We start from the raw sequence: 16,779 nt of genomic DNA on the forward strand, positions 1-16,779 counted from the left end.
CTGTCCGAATTCCCATGGGCTTGATGTCAAGCCGGTGTGTGTAAAAACCACCGATAGGGCGGCAATGCCCTCTTGACAATACCCCTGCGGCTCGATACGACGCCCGCTGGACGAAGGGCCCCGAAGCCCGGGACCAAAGGCCCCCGAGGGCCTGCCCGGGCCGCGGACGCGGAGTAGCAGCGAGCGCGCCCGCACCGCCGACCGTGTGAGAATCGACGAGGCTCACACGTACCACTACCGAGCAGGAGACCCAGCACGATGCGTATCGGAGTTCTGACAGCGGGCGGCGACTGTCCCGGCCTGAACGCAGTGATCCGGTCGATCGTGCACCGGGCCGTGACGCACTACGGCGACGAGGTCATCGGTTTCGAGGACGGCTACGCGGGTCTGCTCGACGGGCGCTACCGCCGCCTCGACCTCGACGCCGTCAGCGGCATCCTCGCCCGCGGCGGCACCATCCTCGGCTCCTCCCGGCTGGAGCGCGCCCGCTTCCGAGCCGCCTGCGACAACGCCAAGGAGATCGTCGAGAAGAGCGGCTTCGACGCCCTCATCCCGATCGGCGGCGAGGGCACGCTCACCGCCGCCCGGATGCTGTCCGAGGCCGGCGTGCCCGTCGTGGGCGTGCCGAAGACCATCGACAACGACATCTCCTCCACCGACCGCACCTTCGGTTTCGACACCGCCGTCGGTGTCGCCACCGAGGCGATGGACCGGCTCAAGACCACCGCCGAGTCCCACCAGCGCGTCATGGTCGTCGAGGTCATGGGCCGGCACGCCGGCTGGATCGCCCTGGAGTCCGGCATGGCCGCCGGCGCCCACGGCATCTGCCTGCCCGAGCGCCCCTTCGACCCGGCCGACCTGGTCAAGATGGTCGAGGAACGCTTCGCGCGCGGCAAGAAGTTCGCCGTCATCTGCGTCGCCGAGGGCGCCCACCCCGCCGACGGCACCATGAACTACGGCAAGGGCGAGATCGACCAGTTCGGCCACGAGCGCTTCCAGGGCATCGGCACCGCCCTCGCGTACGAGCTGGAGCGCCGCCTCGGCAAGGAGGCCCGGCCCGTCATCCTCGGCCACGTCCAGCGCGGCGGCACCCCGACCGCGTACGACCGGGTGCTCGCCACCCGCTTCGGCTGGCACGCGGTGGAGGCCGTGCACCGCGGCGACTTCGGCAACATGACGGCGCTGCGCGGCACGGACGTCCGGATGGTGCCGCTGGCCGAGGCCATCACCCAGCTGAAGACCGTGCCGGAGGACCGGATGCGCGAGGCCGAGTCGGTCTTCTGAGCCGTACGAGCCGTCGTACGGCCGGTCGTACGAGCCGGGCCGAATCCCCGCTTGAGCCCGGCGCCGCGATCAACAAGGCTTGACCCCTGGGTTCGCGGCGAAGGGGCGGCAGGCATGACCACGGGGGACGAGCCGGGGAACGAGCCGAGGGACGAGCCGAGGGACGAGCCGGACGAGGGCCCGCTCGTCTGGCCCGGCTGCGACGCGGCGGACCCCGACGACGAGCCGCCCCTCCCCGAGGAGGAGCCGCCCGGCCCGCGCTCCCGGCTGCGCCGCACCCTCGTCGCCGGCATCGCCGTGACCGGGCTCGTCCTCGCGACCGTCAGCGTCGTCGCGGTCATGCGCGACGGCCCCCCGGACACCCGCCGGCGCCCGGTGCTCACGGCGCCCGGCGAAGGCCCGGTGCGGATCCGGGCCGTCGGCTCGGACCTGTGCCTGGGCGAGCGCCGGGACAGCCCCGGCGGGCAGGTCCACCAGCGGGACTGCGCGGACCCGGACGTGCCGTCCTACGCCCTTCGACGACTGGGATCCACGACCTGGCGGATCGCCACGGACCACCCGGACCGCGGCCCCGGCTGCGCCGGGATACCGGCCCGCGGCCGGATACCCGGCGCCGCGCTCGAGGACGCCGAGTGCGGCGACGCGACCCGCGTCGAAGGCTTCGTCCTGGCGCCGTACGGCACCCCGGTCACCGGCTGGCGCATCCTCCCGGCCGGCTCCGGCGTCCCCGGCGGCTGCGTCACCGTCATCGGCGACCCGAGGGCCGCGTGGGCGTCGCTCGCCCAGGCGCCGTGCCGGCCGGACGCCCGCGGCCAGCTCTTCAGCTTCGACCGCCGGGACTGAGGCACGGCAGCCGCGCTGTCACGACCACCGGAGGTCACGGCCACCGGAGCTACTGGCCGACGGCCGCCCAGAAGTGTTCCGTGATCTCGTCGAGGTACGCACGGCCCGCGTCGCCCGTCGCCCCCGACGCGCCCCAGCTGCTCGTCGCCGCCATCCGGGAGTGGTAGTCGTCGAACAGCTGCTGGAGCGCGTCCTCCACCGACCGCTTCGGCAGCAGGACCAGCTTCACGACCGGCTTCACGTACCCCTGCCAGCGCGTGGTCGCCGCGTCCCGCAGCAGCCCGGCCAGCTTCTCGTCGGCGCCGGTCGCGGTGAGCAGGGCGCGCGGCGCGAGGCCCAGGACCTCGGCGAGGGCCGCGGTCTGCCGCTCGTTGCCGCGCCACTGGTCCGACTCCTCCATCCGTACGTAGGCGGCGGCGTCCAGGCCCACCCGGCGGGCCAGGTCCTCGGGCGCCAGGCCGCGGGCCAGCCGGTGCTCGCGCAGGGTGGTCGCCGAGGCGAGCAGCTCGGCCGGGGAACACCACAGGACCCCGGCGAGCGCGGTCAGCTCCTGGGAGGTGGGGGCGATCCTGCCGCGCTCCCAGGCCATCACGATCTCGGGGGTGACGAGGAGGCCGTACTGGGCACGCAGACCGTAGGCGACATGGCCGGGCTGCATGCCGAGACCCTCGCGCAGACGGCGAGCGGCGAGGGCGTTGAAGGGCGGAGAGGGTTGGTGCACCCCGCCACGGTAGGAGCGCAGGGTGACCGTTGGCTACGGTGCGTTCACCCAACGCTCACGGTCGTAGGAAGATGGGAACTGATCAGTAGGCGCGGGGCGTTCGCTCCGTCGGCCCGAGCCAGCGGTACTGCAGCTCGGGCCGCCCGATCTGTCCGTACTGCGGGGCCCGGGCCGCCCGGCCAGCCGTCACCAGGTGCTCCAGATAGCGGCGCGCGGTGATCCGCGAGATCCCGACGGCCGCCCCCGCCTCCGCCGCCGTGAGCCCGTCGGCCGCCGCCCGCAGCGAGCGGGTCACCGCCTCCAGCGTCGGCCCGCTCAGACCCTTGGGCAGCGCGGCGGGCTGCGGGGCGCGCAGCGTCGCGAGCGCCCGGTCCACCTCGTCCTGTCCGGACGCCTCCCCGGCCGACGCGCGGAACTCCGCGTACCGGGCGAGCCGGTCCCGCAGCGTGGCGAAGGTGAACGGCTTGAGCACGTACTGCACGACCCCCAGCGACACGCCCTCCCGGACGATGGCCAGGTCGCGCGCCGAGGTCACCGCGATCACGTCCGCCGCGTGCCCGGCCGCGCGCAGCGCCCGCAGCAGCTGGAGCCCGTGCCCGTCGGGGAGGTAGAGGTCGAGCAGGATCAGGTCCACCGGCACCCGGTCCAGCACCCGCACGGCCTCGGCCCGCGAGTGCGCGACCCCGACGACCGTGAAGCCGGCCACCCGTCCCGCGTACAGCGCGTGCGCGTCGGCGGCGACCGGATCGTCCTCGACGACGAGCACCCGGATGCCGGGCTTCGCTGCGACGTCGCTCATGCGCGCACCTCCGCGGCGGTCTCCGGGGCGGTACGGGCGGGGGCGCCGGCGGGGACACGGCCGGCGTCCCCGCCGGCGGTACGGTCCAGGGGCAGCCGGGCCGTGAACTCAGCGCCGCCCAGCGCGGACTCGGCGAGCGTGAGGCTTCCGGACGCCCGGGTCAGGGCCTGCTGGACGAGCGCCAGGCCGAGGCCGCGGCCCGGGCCCCGGGTCGACCAGCCGCGGTCCAGGACGGCGGCCCGGTCCTCGGGCCGTACGCCGGGGCCGTTGTCGCCGACGCGCAGCAGCAGTTCGCCGCCCTCGGCGAGCGCGGTCACCGTGACCCGGCCGCTGCGCGGCGCGGTCGGCGCGTCACCGAGCGAGCCGGGTTCATGGGCCGGGCCGGCCGAGCGGGGTGCGGGGACGGTGCCGCCCGCCGCCTCCACCGCGTTGTCGACGAGGTTGCCGAGGATGGTCACCAGGTCGCGGGCCGGCAGCGACACCGGCAGGACGCCGTCGTCGATCCGGCTGTCCTCGGTCAGCACCAGCTCCACGCCCCGCTCGTTGGCCTGCGCCGCCTTGCCGAGCAGCAGCGCGGCGAGCACCGGCTCGCCGACCGCGCTCACCACCCGGTCGGTCAGTGCCTGCGCCAGCTCCAGCTCGGCCGTGGCGAAGTCCACCGCCTCCTCGACCCGGCCCAGCTCGATGAGCGACACGACGGTGTGGAGGCGGTTCGCGGCCTCGTGGGCCTGCGAGCGCAGCGCCTCCGTGAAGCCCCGCTCGGAATCCAACTCGCCGGAAAGGGCCTGGAGTTCGGTGCGGTCCCGGAGCGTCACGACGGTGCCGCGGCGCTCGCCGCCCACCACCGGGCGGGTGCTGACCACGAGCACCCGCTCGTCCGTCAGGTGCAGCTCGTCCACCCGCGGCTCCGACGCGAGCAGCGCGCCCGTGAGCGGCGCCGGCAGCCCGAGCTCCGCCGCCGAGCGGCCCACGGCGTCGTCCGCCAGCCCGAGCAGCTCCCGCGCCCCGTCGTTGATCAGCGCGATCCGCCGCTGCCCGTCCAGCATCACCAGACCCTCGCGCACCGCGTGCAGCGCGGCCTCGTGGTAGTCGTGCATCCGGCTCAGCTCCGTCGCGTTCATCCCCTTGGTGTGCCGGCGCAGCCGGGCGTTGATCACGTACGTGCCGACGCCGCCGAGCGCGAGCGCCGCGCCCGCCATCCCGAGCAGCGCGGTCACCTGCTCCCGTACCTGCTCGCTGATCCGCTCGATCGTGATGCCCGCGCTGACCAGGGCGATCACCCGGTCGTGGTCGGCATGGTCACGGACCGGCGCGACCGTGCGGACCGACGGCCCGAGCACGCCCAGGTGCGTCTCGGAGAAGGTCTCGCCGCGCACGGCGGGCGCGATGTGCCCCAGGTAGCTGCGGCCTATCTGCTCCGGCTCCGGATGTGTCCAGCGGGTGCCGTCCGGGGCCATGATCACGACGAAGGTGACGCCGGTCCGGCGGCGCAGCTCCTCCGCGTACGGCTGGAGCACCGTCGTCGGGTTCACGGTCCGTGCCGCGCGCGCCGCCGCGACCACCGAGGGCGAGGCGGCGACGGCCGTCGCGGTCGCCGTCGACTGGCGGCGCGCCGTCTCCTCGGCCTGGGCGCGGTCCGTCACGTACGCGAAGACGGCGCATCCCGCGACGACGACGGCCACGAGCACGACCTGCATCGCGAAGAGCTGAGCTGCGAGGCTGCGGGGCCGGGGGAGGGGGAGACGCATGACTGCCAGTGTGCCCCGCCCGATTTGCTCCCTCGTACCGCGCGACCCGAATCGTTATGTCGACCGGATGCCGACCGTTCCGCCGATCGCCGGTCGCGGACTTCCGTTCGACCGTGAACGAAACGTACGCAAGGGTGACCCCGGTCACAGGCTGGTGGATAGTCGCGGAGTCCACCGGGACGTGGACACCCCCCGAGCACGAGGAGGACCCCGTGGCCGCAACCGCACGACGGGACCGCACCCACTATCTGTACCTGGCCGTGATCGGCGCCGTCCTGCTCGGCATCGCCGTCGGGTTCCTGGCGCCCGACTTCGCCGTCGAGCTGAAACCGCTCGGCGCCGGCTTCGTGAGCCTCATCAAGATGATGATCTCGCCGATCATCTTCTGCACGATCGTGCTCGGGGTCGGCTCGGTGCGGAAGGCCGCCAAGGTCGGCGCCGTCGGCGGCCTCGCCCTCGGCTACTTCCTGGTCATGTCGACCGTTGCCCTCGCCATCGGCCTGGTCGTCGGCAACATCCTGGAGCCCGGCTCCGGCCTCCACCTCACCAAGGACCTCGCCGCCGCCGGCGCCAAGCAGGCGGAGGGCGCGCACGAGGGCACGGCCGACTTCCTCCTCGGGATCATCCCGCACACCATGGTCTCCGCCTTCACCGAGGGCGAGGTCCTCCAGACCCTGCTCGTCGCGCTGCTTGCGGGCTTCGCGCTCCAGGCCATGGGCAAGGCCGGCGAGCCGGTGCTCCGCGGCATCGGACACATCCAGAAGCTCGTCTTCCGCATCCTCGCCATGATCATGTGGGCCGCCCCGGTCGGCGCCTTCGGCGCGATGGCCGCCGTCGTCGGCGCGACCGGCACCGCCGCCCTGAAGTCGCTCGCCGTCATCATGGTCGGCTTCTACGTCACCTGCGCGCTCTTCGTCTTCCTGGTCCTCGGCACGCTGCTGCGGCTCGTCGCCGGCGTGAACATCCTGGCCCTGCTCAAGTACCTCGGCCGCGAGTTCCTGCTGATCCTGTCCACCTCGTCGTCCGAGTCGGCGCTGCCGCGGCTCATCGCCAAGATGGAGCACCTGGGCGTCAGCAAGCCGGTGGTCGGCATCACCGTCCCGACCGGCTACTCCTTCAACCTCGACGGCACCGCGATCTATCTGACGATGTCCTCGCTGTTCGTCGCCGAGGCGATGGGCAAGCCGCTGGCGCTCGGCGAGCAGATCTCGCTCCTCGTCTTCATGATCATCGCCTCGAAGGGCGCGGCGGGCGTGACGGGCGCCGGCCTCGCGACGCTCGCCGGCGGCCTGCAGTCCCACCGCCCCGAGCTCGTCGACGGCGTCGGCCTGATCGTCGGCATCGACCGCTTCATGAGCGAGGCCCGCGCCCTCACCAACTTCGCGGGCAACGCCGTCGCCACCGTGCTCGTCGGCACGTGGACCAAGGAGATCGACAAGGCCCGGGCCGCCGAGGTCCTCGCCGGCCGCGTCCCCTTCGACGAGACCACGCTCGTCGACGACGGCCACGGCGCGCCCTCGGCGGTGCCGGACCAGCGCCCTGCGGACGAGGGCGAGGAGAAGGCGCGGGCGGGCGTCTGACCCCTCGGCCGACGGTCACCGACGGCCCCTGCACCCCCGGGCCCCGGGCCTTGAGCCGGATCCGGGTCCCGGTACGGAATGCCCCTGGTCGCGCAGCCCGCGCGGCCGGGGGCATTCCGTCGTCGTGGCGGGGTCCGCGCGGCCGGGGGGGCGTTCCGTCGTCGTGGCGGGGTCCGCGCGCCGGGGGCTTCCGTCGCTGTGGTTCGCGTGGCCGGGGGCGTTCCGTCGTCGTCGCGGGGTTCGCCCGGCCTGGGCGTTCCGTCGCCGTCGCGCAGCAGGCGATCGCGGCCGGGAGCATCCCGTCGCCCTCCGCCGTTTCACTCGCCGAGCTCGGCCAACTCCTCCGCCGTCAGCCGCAGTTCGGCGGCGAGGGCGGAGTCGCGAGCGGTCTCCGGGCGGCTCGCGCCCGGGATCGGCAGGACGTGTCCACCCGGGCGGGCCAGCAGCCAGGCGAGCGCCACCCGTTGGGGGCTGACCCCGCGCGCCGCGGCCACCCGGTGGAAGGCGGCGAAGCGCGGGTCGGCCTGCCGGCCGGACGGCCCGTCCAGGGAGCTGCGCGAGATCCCGCCGAGCGGGCTCCACGGCAGGAAGGCCAGGCCGAGCTCGGCGCAGAGGCGGAGTTCGGGCTCGCTGTCCCGGACGGCGGGCGAGTACTGGTTCTGTACGGAGACGAGGGCGTCGCCCAGGATCTCGCGGGCCAGCAGGATCTGCTCGCGGTCCACGTTGGAGATCCCGGCCAGCCGGACCGTGCCCGCGTCGACCAACTCCCGTAGCGCGCCGAGGGATTCGGCGTACGGGACGGACGGGTCCGGCTTGTGCAGCTGGTACAGGCCGATCGCGCCGCCGCCCAGCCGCCGCGCCGAGCCCTCCGCCGCGCGCCGCAGGTGCTCGGGGCGGCCGTCGACCGTCCAGCCGCCGTCGGCGCTGCGGCCCCGGCCGCCCTTGGTGGCGACGAGGATGTCGTCCCGGCCGGCGAGGGCGCGCGCGACCAGCCGCTCGTTCGCGCCGGTGGCGCCGCCCGGCGGATGGTACGAGTCCGCCGTGTCGAGCAGGGTCACGCCCGCGTCCAGGGCGGCATGGACGGTGGCCAGCGCGCGGGCCTCGTCCGGATGGCCCTCGATGGAGAGGGGCATCGCGCCGAGCCCGATGGCGCTGACGGTGACGCGGTCGCCGAGCGTGCGGTGCATCATCGGGCGACCTCCGCCGTGATCGTCTCGGAAAGGGCCGTGCGGATCCATTCCCGGGAATGCGAGAAACGATATCCGAGCTGCTCCGCGCGGGAATTGTCCATCGCGTATCCGCGCGCGAAGGAGAACGGCGACACCTCCCCGACCTCCACCTCCTGGAAAATCGTCCGGCCGCCCACCAGGCCCTCGATCTCCGCGCAGATCTCCGCCGTCGTCAGCGGCCCGTGGGAATGCGCGTTCACCGGCCCGGTGAATTCCGAACCGGTCGCCGCCCAGGCGAGGAACGCGGCGATCTCCTCCACGTAGACATAGGTCGCCGGCCGGTTCGTCGTCGGTACGGCGACGGGCTCGCCCGACCGGATCCGGTCCGCGTAGTGCGCCACCCGCCCGGTGAAGTCGTCGGCGCCGCCGAGCACGTGCGCGACCCGCACCGAGGCCCAAGGGAAGCCGGCCTCGGCCGCGGCCGCCGCGAACACCGCCTCCGCCTGCCGCTTGCCCTCCCCGTAGTGCGCCTCCAGGAACTCCGGGTCCTGCCACGGCAGTCCGAGGTCGACGGTGACCGTGTCCAGATCGAGCGCGTCCTCGGCGACCGGGACGGCGGAGTCCTCGTACTCGTACACCTCCACCGTCGACGTCATCACATAACGCCGGGTCCGCCCCGCGAAAACCCGCCGGGCGATATCCGCCTGGCGCGGCGTGTAGCAGACCTGGTCCACCACGACGTCGAAAGTCCGCCCGGCGAGCGCCTTTTCCAGGGCCGCCTCGTCGTCGCGGTCGGCTACCAGGGATATCGTCCCGGCCGGTGCCGGTGAGGAACCCCGATTGAGCACCGTGACCCTGTGCCCGCCGTCGAGCAGTCGCGCCGTCAGGCGCTTTCCGAAATAGCGGTTGCCGCCGATGATCAGAATCTCCATGCCTCAAGTGTTACGTTGAGCGCTCGCTGTCTGAAGGGGGAAACATGGGAGTCCAGGCCGTCGCACCGAAGGAACCACGGCATCCGCGCGCCGCCACCGTCGAAACCTCGGCGGGCGCCTTCGACCCCATCGACCGGCAGATCCTGGACCTGCTGCAGAGCGACGGCCGCATCAAGCTCAGCGAGCTCGGCCGCCGGGTCCGGCTCAGCCCCGCCGCCGTCACCGAACGGGTCCGCCGCCTTGAGGCGTGCGGCGCGATCACCGGCTACGGCGCCCAGGTCGCCCCGGCCCGCCTCGGCTACGGCATCCAGGCGTTCATCCGGGTCAACCCGCACGGCGGCTACAACCTCAAGCACCCGCGCACCCTGGAGCTGATCGCCCGCCCCGAGATCCGCGAGGTCCACCACGTGGTCGGTGAGGACTGCTGGATCCTCAAGGTCGCCGTCACCGACACGGTGCATCTGGAGGAGATCCTGGAACAGACCTCGGCCCTCGGCCGCACCACGACCTCCGTGGTGCTCTCCTCACCGGTCGAGCGCAAGCCACTGCTCCCGCCGGGCGTCTGACGGATTCCTCCTTGCCCTGACGTCGGCGTCAAGGCTTACGTTCGTGGACATGCGAATCGGCGAGCTGGCCGAGCGGGCGGGTACGACCACGCGGACTCTGCGCTACTACGAGTCCCGCGGCCTCCTGACCGCACGGCGCACGGAGAACGGCTACCGCACCTACGACGAGGACGACCTGCGGCTCCTCCAGCAGATCCGGACCCTGCAGGACTTCGGGTTCGACCTGGAGGAGACCCGGCCCTTCGTCGACTGCCTGCGCGCCGGCCACCTGGCGGGCGACGCGTGCCCCGCGTCCCTCGCCGTCTACCGGCGCAAGCTCGCCGAGATCGACGGACTCATCGCACAGCTCCAGCAGGTGCGCGCCCAGGTCGGCGCGCAGCTGCTCCGGGCCGAGGCGGAACTGCCCGCCGGCCCGGAGCCGCGGTGCGAACTCACACCACACGAGCGGAAACAGGGAGAGCGGACATCATGATCCGAGCGAAGGGCGTGGCCGAGGTCACCGACACCGACTTCGACACCGAGGTCCTGGGAGCCGAACTCCCGGTCCTCGTCGAGTTCACCGCCGACTGGTGCGGCCCCTGCCGCCAACTGGCCCCCGTCCTCAGCGCGATCGCCGAGGAACAGACCGGCCGGCTCAAGATCGTCCAGATCGACGCCGACACCAACCCGGCCACCGTCACCCGTTTCGGCGTCCTCTCCATGCCCACCCTTCTGGTCTTCCGCTCCGGCGAACCGGTGAAGTCCATGGTCGGCGCCCGCCCGAAGCGCCGCCTCCTGGAGGAGCTGTCGGACGTACTGGAGCCGGTGGGCGCTTAGCGGGGCCGGGCCAGGGTCTCCCTGAGCAGCAGTGCGCCGGGAAACCGGGTGATACGCCCGCGCACCGCGTGTCAGACTCGCTCGGGTGTACGAGATCCACGAGACGCATGTCACGGTCCGCTGCGGGACCGAGGGGGAGCGGACCCGGCTCGGCGCGTGGGCGGCGGACCGGGGGCTGAAGCTCACCACCATCGTCCTCGCCCGAGGTCGCATGCCCGTCCAGCCGATGCTGACGCTGCCGGACCGCACGAGCCATCCGGGAGTCGTGGCCGCCCTGCGGGCCGACGGGTTCGAGCCGGTTCGGGTGAAGGTCGAGACGGTGCCGTGGAGCGAGGAGCCCGCGGGCCCGGGCGGCGGCTACTACGAGCACCACCTCAAGCTGGCGCTGCCCGCGCGCTACGACCGGGCCATGCTCGAAGCGCTCGTCGTCCCGCACGGAGCCCATGTCTCCTGGAACGCCCGCCGGGTGCTGCCGGGCCCGGGCGGTCGGCATGAGCGCTTCGTGACACAGCGGCACCCGGGACCCGCCGACGTGGCGGGCCGGGCCTGCGCCGCGCTGCGCGCCGCACTGGTCGAGGCCGGGCACGAACTCCTGTCGCAGGAACTGGAGTTCGTGCTGTCGGACAGTGACCTGTCGCTCGACGAGGGCTGGCTGGACGAGACCGTACGAGAGGAAACCCCGTGACCGACCCCGACTCCGACTACCTGCGGTACCGAGACCAGCTGCCCCGCACCCTGACCGCCGGGATCGGCGACGCGGCCGTCCGGCATCGGGCCTTCGACCCGGCTCTCAAGCAGTTCGACCGGGCCTTCGCCCCCACGGACACCGTCGTCCAGGACCCGGAGCTCCGCGCCCGCTGGCAGACCGCCCGCCGCTCCGCCCTCGACCTGGTCCTCGCTGCCGTCGCCGGCTCGCCCTGGGCGGACTCCCTGGTCCTGCGCGGAAGCATGCTGATGTCGGCCTGGTTCGGCGAGGCCGCCCGCGCGCCCAAGGACATCGACTTCGTCGTGGTCCCCGAGACATGGCGCATCGAGGAGCCGCGCACTCGCGCCATGCTCGACGGCATCACCGGGGCGGCCGAGCGGCACGCCCGTACGGTGGGGGCCGAGGTCGAACTCTCCGCGGCCGGGGCCGTGACCGAGGAGATCTGGACCTACGAGCGGGTGCCCGGCCACCGGCTGGTGATCCCGTGGACGATGCCGGGCCTGCCCGGCGGCCAGGTCCAGCTCGACTTCGTCTTCAACGAGCCCCTTCCGCTGTCCGCGGAGCCGGCCGAGGTCGCGGGCGTGGGCGTGACGGCCGCGAGCCGCGAACTCTCCCTCGCCTGGAAACTCATGTGGCTGCTCAGCGACATGTACCCGCAGGGCAAGGACCTGTACGACGCGGTGCTCCTGGCCGAGAGCTGCCCGCCGCCGCTCGCGCTCGTGGAGCGGCTGCTGCGGGAGGCGGACGAGTGGCCGGGGTACGCGAACGAGTCGCTGACCCTGGGCATGTTCGAGGCCGCGCTCGGCGAGGTCGACTGGGACGGCTTCGGCGACCCGCACGCCGACTCCGAGGAGGCGCGACGCGAGCTCGGCGCCCGCCTCCTCGCGGTCGTGGCCCCGCTCCTCTAGGCCCACAACTCGGTCGAGTGCGCCGCCACCAACCCCCGTACCCGATCAAGGAGTTCCTCCGCCGGCATCGGGTCGAGGCGGCGGCCGTCCCGCAGGCGGACCGAGACCTCGTCCGCCGCCGCCTCCTTCGCGCCGATGACCGCCTGGTACGGGGCGAGGCGGGCGGCGCGGATGCGGGCGCCGAGGGTGCCGCGGGACGGGGGGAGGATGTCGGCGCGCAGGCCGAGGGCGGTGCAGTGGGCGGCGAGGCGGGCGGCGGCGTCGTACTCGGCGTCGGAGACGGGGAGGACGGCGAGCTGGACCGGGGCGAGCCAGGCCGGGAAGGCGCCGGCGTGGAGTTCGACGAGGTGGGCGACGGCGCGTTCGACGCTGCCGACGACGGAGCGGTGGACCATCACGGGGCGGTGCCTGGCGCCGTCGGCGCCGATGTAGTGGAGGTCGAACTGCTCGGGCTGGTGGAAGTCGACCTGCACGGTGGAGAGGGTGGACTCGCGCCCGGCCGGGTCCGCGACCTGGACGTCGATCTTCGGCCCGTAGAACGCGGCCTCGCCCTCCGCCTCCTCGTAGTCGAGCCCGGACGCGTCCAGGACCTCGCGGAGGAGGGAGATCGAGCGTTCCCACTTCTCCGGCGCGTCGACGTACTTCCCGCCGGGGCCCGGCAGCGAGAGCCGGTAGCGGACCGGGACGATGCCCATCGCGGCGTACGCCGCCCGGATCAGCTCCAGTGCGCCGGCGGCCTCCTCGGCGACCTGGTCGAGGGTGCAGAAGATGTGCGCGTCGTTGAGCTGGATGGCCCGCACCCGGGTGAGGCCGCCGAGCACGCCCGACAGCTCGGAGCGGTACATGCCGCCCAACTCGGCCATCCGCAGCGGTAGTTCGCGGTAGCTGTGGGTGCGGGAGCGGAAGATCACGGCGTGGTGCGGGCAGAGGCTCGGCCGCATCACCATCTCCTCCCCGCCGACGTCCATGGGTGGGAACATGTCGTCGCTGTAGTGCGCCCAGTGCCCGGAGATCTCGTACAGCTCGCGTTTCCCGAGCACCGGCGAGTACACGTGCCGGTACCCGGCCCGCCGCTCGGCCTCCCTTACGTACTCCTCGAGGGCGTGGCGTACGACGGCCCCGTCCGGCAGCCAGTAGGGCAGCCCGGCCCCGATCAGCGGATCGGTGTCGAACAGTTCGAGCTCACGGCCCAGCCTGCGGTGGTCGACGACGTCGTGGGACTCGCTCATGGTCACTCCTCGGTTCGGTGAAGTCGAAGGGAGGGGGCGAGCACCCGTGGAAACGCCGAAGCCCCGGGGCACTCGCCCCGGGGCTTCGGACAAAGACAGCTGTCAGCGCGCCGGGACACTCTCCGGCGTCGTCGTGTGGACGGCAGCGCGCTTCATGCCGCTGACGCTAGCAGCCCGCGCCCCGCCGCGCGCGGCGATTATCGGCGTAGCGGCCCCTTCGCGGAGAGGGAGATCCGCTCCCGCTCGTGGTCGATGTCGAGGACCTCGACCCGGATCGCCTCGCCGACCGTGACGACGTCGGTGAAGCGGATGTAGTGGTGCCGGGTCAGCCGAGTCGCGTTGACCATGCCCTCGACACCGCCCAGCTCCACGAAGACGCCGAAGTCCTCGATCCGGGACACCACGCCGGTGCGGACCTCGCCCAGCCGGAGCTCCCGCAGGAAGCTGCGGCGCTCCTCGGCGTCCAGGACGAGAAGCGCCCGCGCGTCGGCGAACGCCCGCTCGCTCAGGCGCGGTCGCCACCGGGTGAAGAGGCGCAGCAGCGGGCCGCCCCAGGCGGTGCGGAATTCCGGATTCGCCGCCGCCAGGTCGAGTTCGTTCGCCGCCGTGAGTTCCGCGAAGTCGGCTCGCCGCCGGGCCGTCGGAAGGAAGGTCGTGTCCGAGAAGCGGTCGCGGAAGGGACCGTCCTCGGCGGCGAGGCGGCCGTACGAGAATTCCCGGTCGCAGCTCGCGTAGAAGTGGACGAGCTCCTCGGCCTCCGTCCCGATCGCCGCCGCGAGTTCGCCGCGCCGCTCCAGGGGGAGCAGGCTCTCGGCGAAGCCGTCCGTGCCGTAGAACGCGTGGCAGAGGCCGGCGAGGCGCAGGTCGGAGCGGCCGCCCCAGGCGGCGAGGCGGGACTCGACGCGTTCGAGGTGGGCGAGGAGGGTGCCGCCGGGGTGGGGGAGGGTGGCCGCTCCGCGGCGGGTCAGCAGGTCGCGGGCCGCGGCGAAGGCGGCGGGGTCGGTCGGGTCGCTTCCCATGGGGCACAAAAATACCCCGGACTAGAATTGACAGCCGGGGTCGTGCATCGCGTATATTCATGGATTCCGTGTCTGGCAATCGAAAGATGGCAGCCGAAAGACGCGGAGAAGTTCACTAAAAGCACTGTAACCCGCCGGGAGTCGAATTGTCAACCGAGGAATTTCGGAAAGAGCAGCGATTCATCACCGAGCTCTACGCGCGACTCGACGACCTGAGGGACCAGGCCGAAGCCGGCGTCGCGCACGCCCTCGGCACCCCCGGCGTGGGCAACGCGCAGGCCCGCCTGGAACGCGACGTGCTCGTCGCCGAGCAGTCCGGGCTGCTCTCCGCCCTCAACGCCGGGGAGAGCGGGCTGTGCTTCGGACGCCTCGTGTTCAAGGACGGGCGGGACCACCACATCGGCCGCATCGGCGTCCGCGAGGACGACGCCCAGCGCACCCCGCTGGTCGTCGACTGGCGCGCCGAGATCGCCCGCCCCTTCTACCTCGCGACCGGCTACGAGCCGATGGGCCTGACCCGGCGCCGGCACATCACCACCCAGGGCCGCGAGGTCGTCCAGCTCCACGACGAGGTGCTCGACCTCGCCGACGCCACCCGCACCGGGCACGAGAACCGCGACGCCGACGAGGTGCTGCTCGCCGCGCTCGACGCGGCCCGCACCGGCCGGATGCACGACATCGTGCAGACCATCCAGGCCGAGCAGGACGCCATCATCCGCTCCCCGCACCGCGGTGTGCTCGTCGTCGAGGGCGGCCCCGGCACCGGCAAGACCGCCGTGGCCCTGCACCGGGCCGCGTACCTGCTCTACGCGCACCGCGAGCAGCTCGCCAAGCGCGCCGTGCTGATCGTCGGCCCCAACCCCGCCTTCCTCGGCTACATCGGCAACGTCCTGCCCTCCCTCGGCGAGACCGGCGTCCTGCTCGCCACGCCCGGCGAGCTGTTCCCCGGCGTGCATGCCACCGGTACGGACACCCCGCGCGCCGCCGCCGTCAAGGGCTCGGCACGGATGGCCGAGGCGCTCGCCGCGGCCGTACGGGACCGGCAGCAGGTCCCCGAGCGCGGCGAACCGCTGATCGTGGCCCACGAGGACGGCGACCTGATCATCGACTGGGACATGGCCCTCGAAGCCCGGCACAAGGCCCGCGAGACCTTCCTCCCGCACAACCTGGCCCGCCCCTACTTCGTCTTCCACGTCCTCGACGCGCTCGCCGAACAGCTCGCCGACCGCATCGGCGCCGACCCCTACGGCGGCCCCAACTTCCTCGGCCCCGACGACCGCGCCCTGCTCGCCAAGGGCGTCGCCGCCAACCCCGACGTGCACACGGCCCTCGACACCCTGTGGCCGGCGCTCACCCCGCAGGAGTTCCTCGCCGACTACCTCGCCGAGCCCACCCACCTCGACGACGAGGCCGACCTCGAAGCGATCCGCCGGGACGGCGGTCCGTGGACCCCCGGCGACGTGCCCCTCCTCGACGAGGCCGCCGAACTCCTCGGCCACGACGACTCCGCGGCCCGGGCCGCCGAGGAGGCCGAGCGGCAGAAGCAGATCGCCTACGCGCAGGGCGTCCTCGACGTCTCCTTCGCCTCCCGGACCTACGAGTTCGAGGACAAGGAGGAGGTCGACAAGGACGCCTCCGAGGTGCTCTCCGCGCACGACATCATCGACGCCGAGCGCTTCGCCGAGCGCCACGAGGAGGCCGACCACCGCAGCGCCGCCGAACGCGCCGCCGCCGACCGCACCTGGGCCTTCGGCCACATCATCGTCGACGAGGCGCAGGAGCTGTCCGCGATGATGTGGCGCCTCCTCATGCGCCGCAGCCCCACCCGCTCCATGACCCTGGTCGGCGACCCGGCGCAGACCGGCGACCCGGCCGGCGTCGGCGCCTGGCAGGACATCCTCGACCCGTACGTGGCGGACCGCTGGGAGCTCGTCCGGCTCGGCGTCAACTACCGCACCCCGGCCGAGATCATGGCCGTCGCCGCCGACGTGCGCCGGGCGGCCGACCCCGGCTTCGAGCCGCCGCGCTCGGTCCGCTCCACGGGCGTCGAGCCCTGGGACCGCACGGTCGAGGACCCGGTGAAGGAGACCGCCGACGCGGTCGCGGCCGAGCTGAGGGCACGGCAGGAGGGCCGGCTCGCCGTCATCGCCCCCGAGGCCCTGCACCCCGAGCTGCTCGCCGCCCTCCCCGACGCCGCCCACGGCCCGAAGCCCGACCTGACCCGCCGGGTCGTGCTGCTCGACCCGCGGCAGGCCAAGGGCCTCGAGTTCGACACCGTCCTCGTCGTCGACCCGGACGGCATCCGGGCCGGCGCCACGCACGGCATCAACGACCTGTACGTGGCGCTGACCCGGGCCACCCAGCGCCTGGGCGTGGTCCGGCAGGCCGCCTGATCAGGCACGCGGTGCGACCGGCCGCGTGGTCGACCAGGCACGCCGTCCGGCCGGGTGCGCGGCCCG

At 73.2% G+C, this 16,779-nt stretch carries 16 protein-coding genes; 9 read left to right on the plus strand and 7 right to left on the minus strand.

Translation table 11 applies throughout. From position 1 onward, the window contains the following. Positions 1-258: 258 nt before the first annotated feature. Complete coding sequence (locus tag ACWEV0_RS18010) at positions 259-1,284, plus strand: 6-phosphofructokinase (protein WP_453150262.1); 1,026 nt, start codon at positions 259-261, stop codon at positions 1,282-1,284. A gap of 114 nt (positions 1,285-1,398) precedes the next feature. Further along, positions 1,399-2,127, plus strand: coding sequence for an RICIN domain-containing protein (locus tag ACWEV0_RS18015; protein WP_453150263.1), 729 nt, complete (start codon positions 1,399-1,401; stop codon positions 2,125-2,127). Between the two features lie 49 nt (positions 2,128-2,176). Here ACWEV0_RS18015 and ACWEV0_RS18020 read toward each other — a convergent pair whose 3' ends face one another. The 3 genes from ACWEV0_RS18020 to ACWEV0_RS18030 all read right to left on the minus strand — a co-directional run bounded on the left by ACWEV0_RS18020 (position 2,177) and on the right by ACWEV0_RS18030 (position 5,395). Beyond that, on the minus strand, positions 2,177-2,785 hold the full coding sequence (locus ACWEV0_RS18020; protein WP_453150285.1) for a helix-turn-helix domain-containing protein: 609 nt from the start codon (positions 2,783-2,785) through the stop codon (positions 2,177-2,179). 145 nt (positions 2,786-2,930) lie between these two features. Beyond that, positions 2,931-3,647 carry a response regulator gene (locus tag ACWEV0_RS18025; RefSeq protein WP_453150264.1) on the minus strand — a complete coding sequence of 239 codons (717 nt, stop codon included), beginning with the start codon at positions 3,645-3,647 and terminating at the stop codon, positions 2,931-2,933. After that, positions 3,644-5,395: a sensor histidine kinase gene (locus ACWEV0_RS18030; protein ID WP_453150265.1), complete on the minus strand. Its 1,752-nt coding sequence runs from the start codon at positions 5,393-5,395 to the stop codon at positions 3,644-3,646. The genes ACWEV0_RS18025 and ACWEV0_RS18030 overlap by 4 nt, the downstream gene beginning before the upstream one ends. A gap of 212 nt (positions 5,396-5,607) precedes the next feature. Between ACWEV0_RS18030 and ACWEV0_RS18035 the strand changes: the two genes are divergently transcribed. Then, on the plus strand, positions 5,608-6,975 hold the full coding sequence (locus ACWEV0_RS18035) for a cation:dicarboxylate symporter family transporter (protein WP_453150266.1): 1,368 nt from the start codon (positions 5,608-5,610) through the stop codon (positions 6,973-6,975). A 317-nt stretch (positions 6,976-7,292) separates the two neighbouring features. Here ACWEV0_RS18035 and ACWEV0_RS18040 read toward each other — a convergent pair whose 3' ends face one another. After that, the gene (locus tag ACWEV0_RS18040) at positions 7,293-8,165 is read right to left on the minus strand and encodes an aldo/keto reductase (protein WP_453150267.1); all 873 of its coding nucleotides are present in this window, start codon (positions 8,163-8,165) and stop codon (positions 7,293-7,295) included. Beyond that, positions 8,162-9,076 carry an NAD-dependent epimerase/dehydratase family protein gene (locus ACWEV0_RS18045; protein WP_453150268.1) on the minus strand — a complete coding sequence of 305 codons (915 nt, stop codon included), beginning with the start codon at positions 9,074-9,076 and terminating at the stop codon, positions 8,162-8,164. The genes ACWEV0_RS18040 and ACWEV0_RS18045 overlap by 4 nt, the downstream gene beginning before the upstream one ends. A gap of 44 nt (positions 9,077-9,120) precedes the next feature. On the opposite strand from ACWEV0_RS18045, the gene ACWEV0_RS18050 reads away from it, so the two are divergent. From ACWEV0_RS18050 to ACWEV0_RS18070, 5 genes are all read left to right on the plus strand, one after another. Then, positions 9,121-9,642, plus strand: a complete 522-nt coding sequence (locus tag ACWEV0_RS18050) for an Lrp/AsnC family transcriptional regulator (RefSeq protein ID WP_403791937.1) — start codon at positions 9,121-9,123, stop codon at positions 9,640-9,642. A 49-nt stretch (positions 9,643-9,691) separates the two neighbouring features. Then, positions 9,692-10,114, plus strand: coding sequence for a MerR family transcriptional regulator (locus ACWEV0_RS18055; protein WP_453150286.1), 423 nt, complete (start codon positions 9,692-9,694; stop codon positions 10,112-10,114). Continuing rightward, complete coding sequence (gene trxA / locus ACWEV0_RS18060; protein WP_453150269.1) at positions 10,111-10,458, plus strand: thioredoxin; 348 nt, start codon at positions 10,111-10,113, stop codon at positions 10,456-10,458. The genes ACWEV0_RS18055 and trxA overlap by 4 nt, the downstream gene beginning before the upstream one ends. A gap of 85 nt (positions 10,459-10,543) precedes the next feature. Continuing rightward, the gene (locus tag ACWEV0_RS18065) at positions 10,544-11,143 is read left to right on the plus strand and encodes a hypothetical protein (RefSeq protein ID WP_453150270.1); all 600 of its coding nucleotides are present in this window, start codon (positions 10,544-10,546) and stop codon (positions 11,141-11,143) included. After that, positions 11,140-12,072, plus strand: a complete 933-nt coding sequence (locus ACWEV0_RS18070) for a nucleotidyl transferase AbiEii/AbiGii toxin family protein (RefSeq protein ID WP_453150271.1) — start codon at positions 11,140-11,142, stop codon at positions 12,070-12,072. Before ACWEV0_RS18065 ends, ACWEV0_RS18070 begins: the two co-directional genes overlap by 4 nt. Here the strand turns inward: ACWEV0_RS18070 and thrS are convergent. Together thrS and ACWEV0_RS18080 are read right to left on the minus strand one after the other, a co-directional pair. Next, positions 12,069-13,301, minus strand: coding sequence for a threonine--tRNA ligase (gene thrS, locus ACWEV0_RS18075; RefSeq protein ID WP_453150272.1), 1,233 nt, complete (start codon positions 13,299-13,301; stop codon positions 12,069-12,071). The two genes, ACWEV0_RS18070 and thrS, sit on opposite strands and share 4 nt — an antisense overlap. A 197-nt stretch (positions 13,302-13,498) precedes the next feature. Beyond that, positions 13,499-14,320 carry a DUF6817 domain-containing protein gene (locus ACWEV0_RS18080; RefSeq protein WP_453150273.1) on the minus strand — a complete coding sequence of 274 codons (822 nt, stop codon included), beginning with the start codon at positions 14,318-14,320 and terminating at the stop codon, positions 13,499-13,501. A 146-nt stretch (positions 14,321-14,466) separates the two neighbouring features. On the opposite strand from ACWEV0_RS18080, the gene ACWEV0_RS18085 reads away from it, so the two are divergent. Next, positions 14,467-16,713: a HelD family protein gene (locus tag ACWEV0_RS18085; protein ID WP_453150274.1), complete on the plus strand. Its 2,247-nt coding sequence runs from the start codon at positions 14,467-14,469 to the stop codon at positions 16,711-16,713. The last annotated feature ends 66 nt before the right edge of the window (positions 16,714-16,779 follow it).

It is taken from the genome of Streptomyces sp. NPDC003943 (assembly GCF_053605265.1).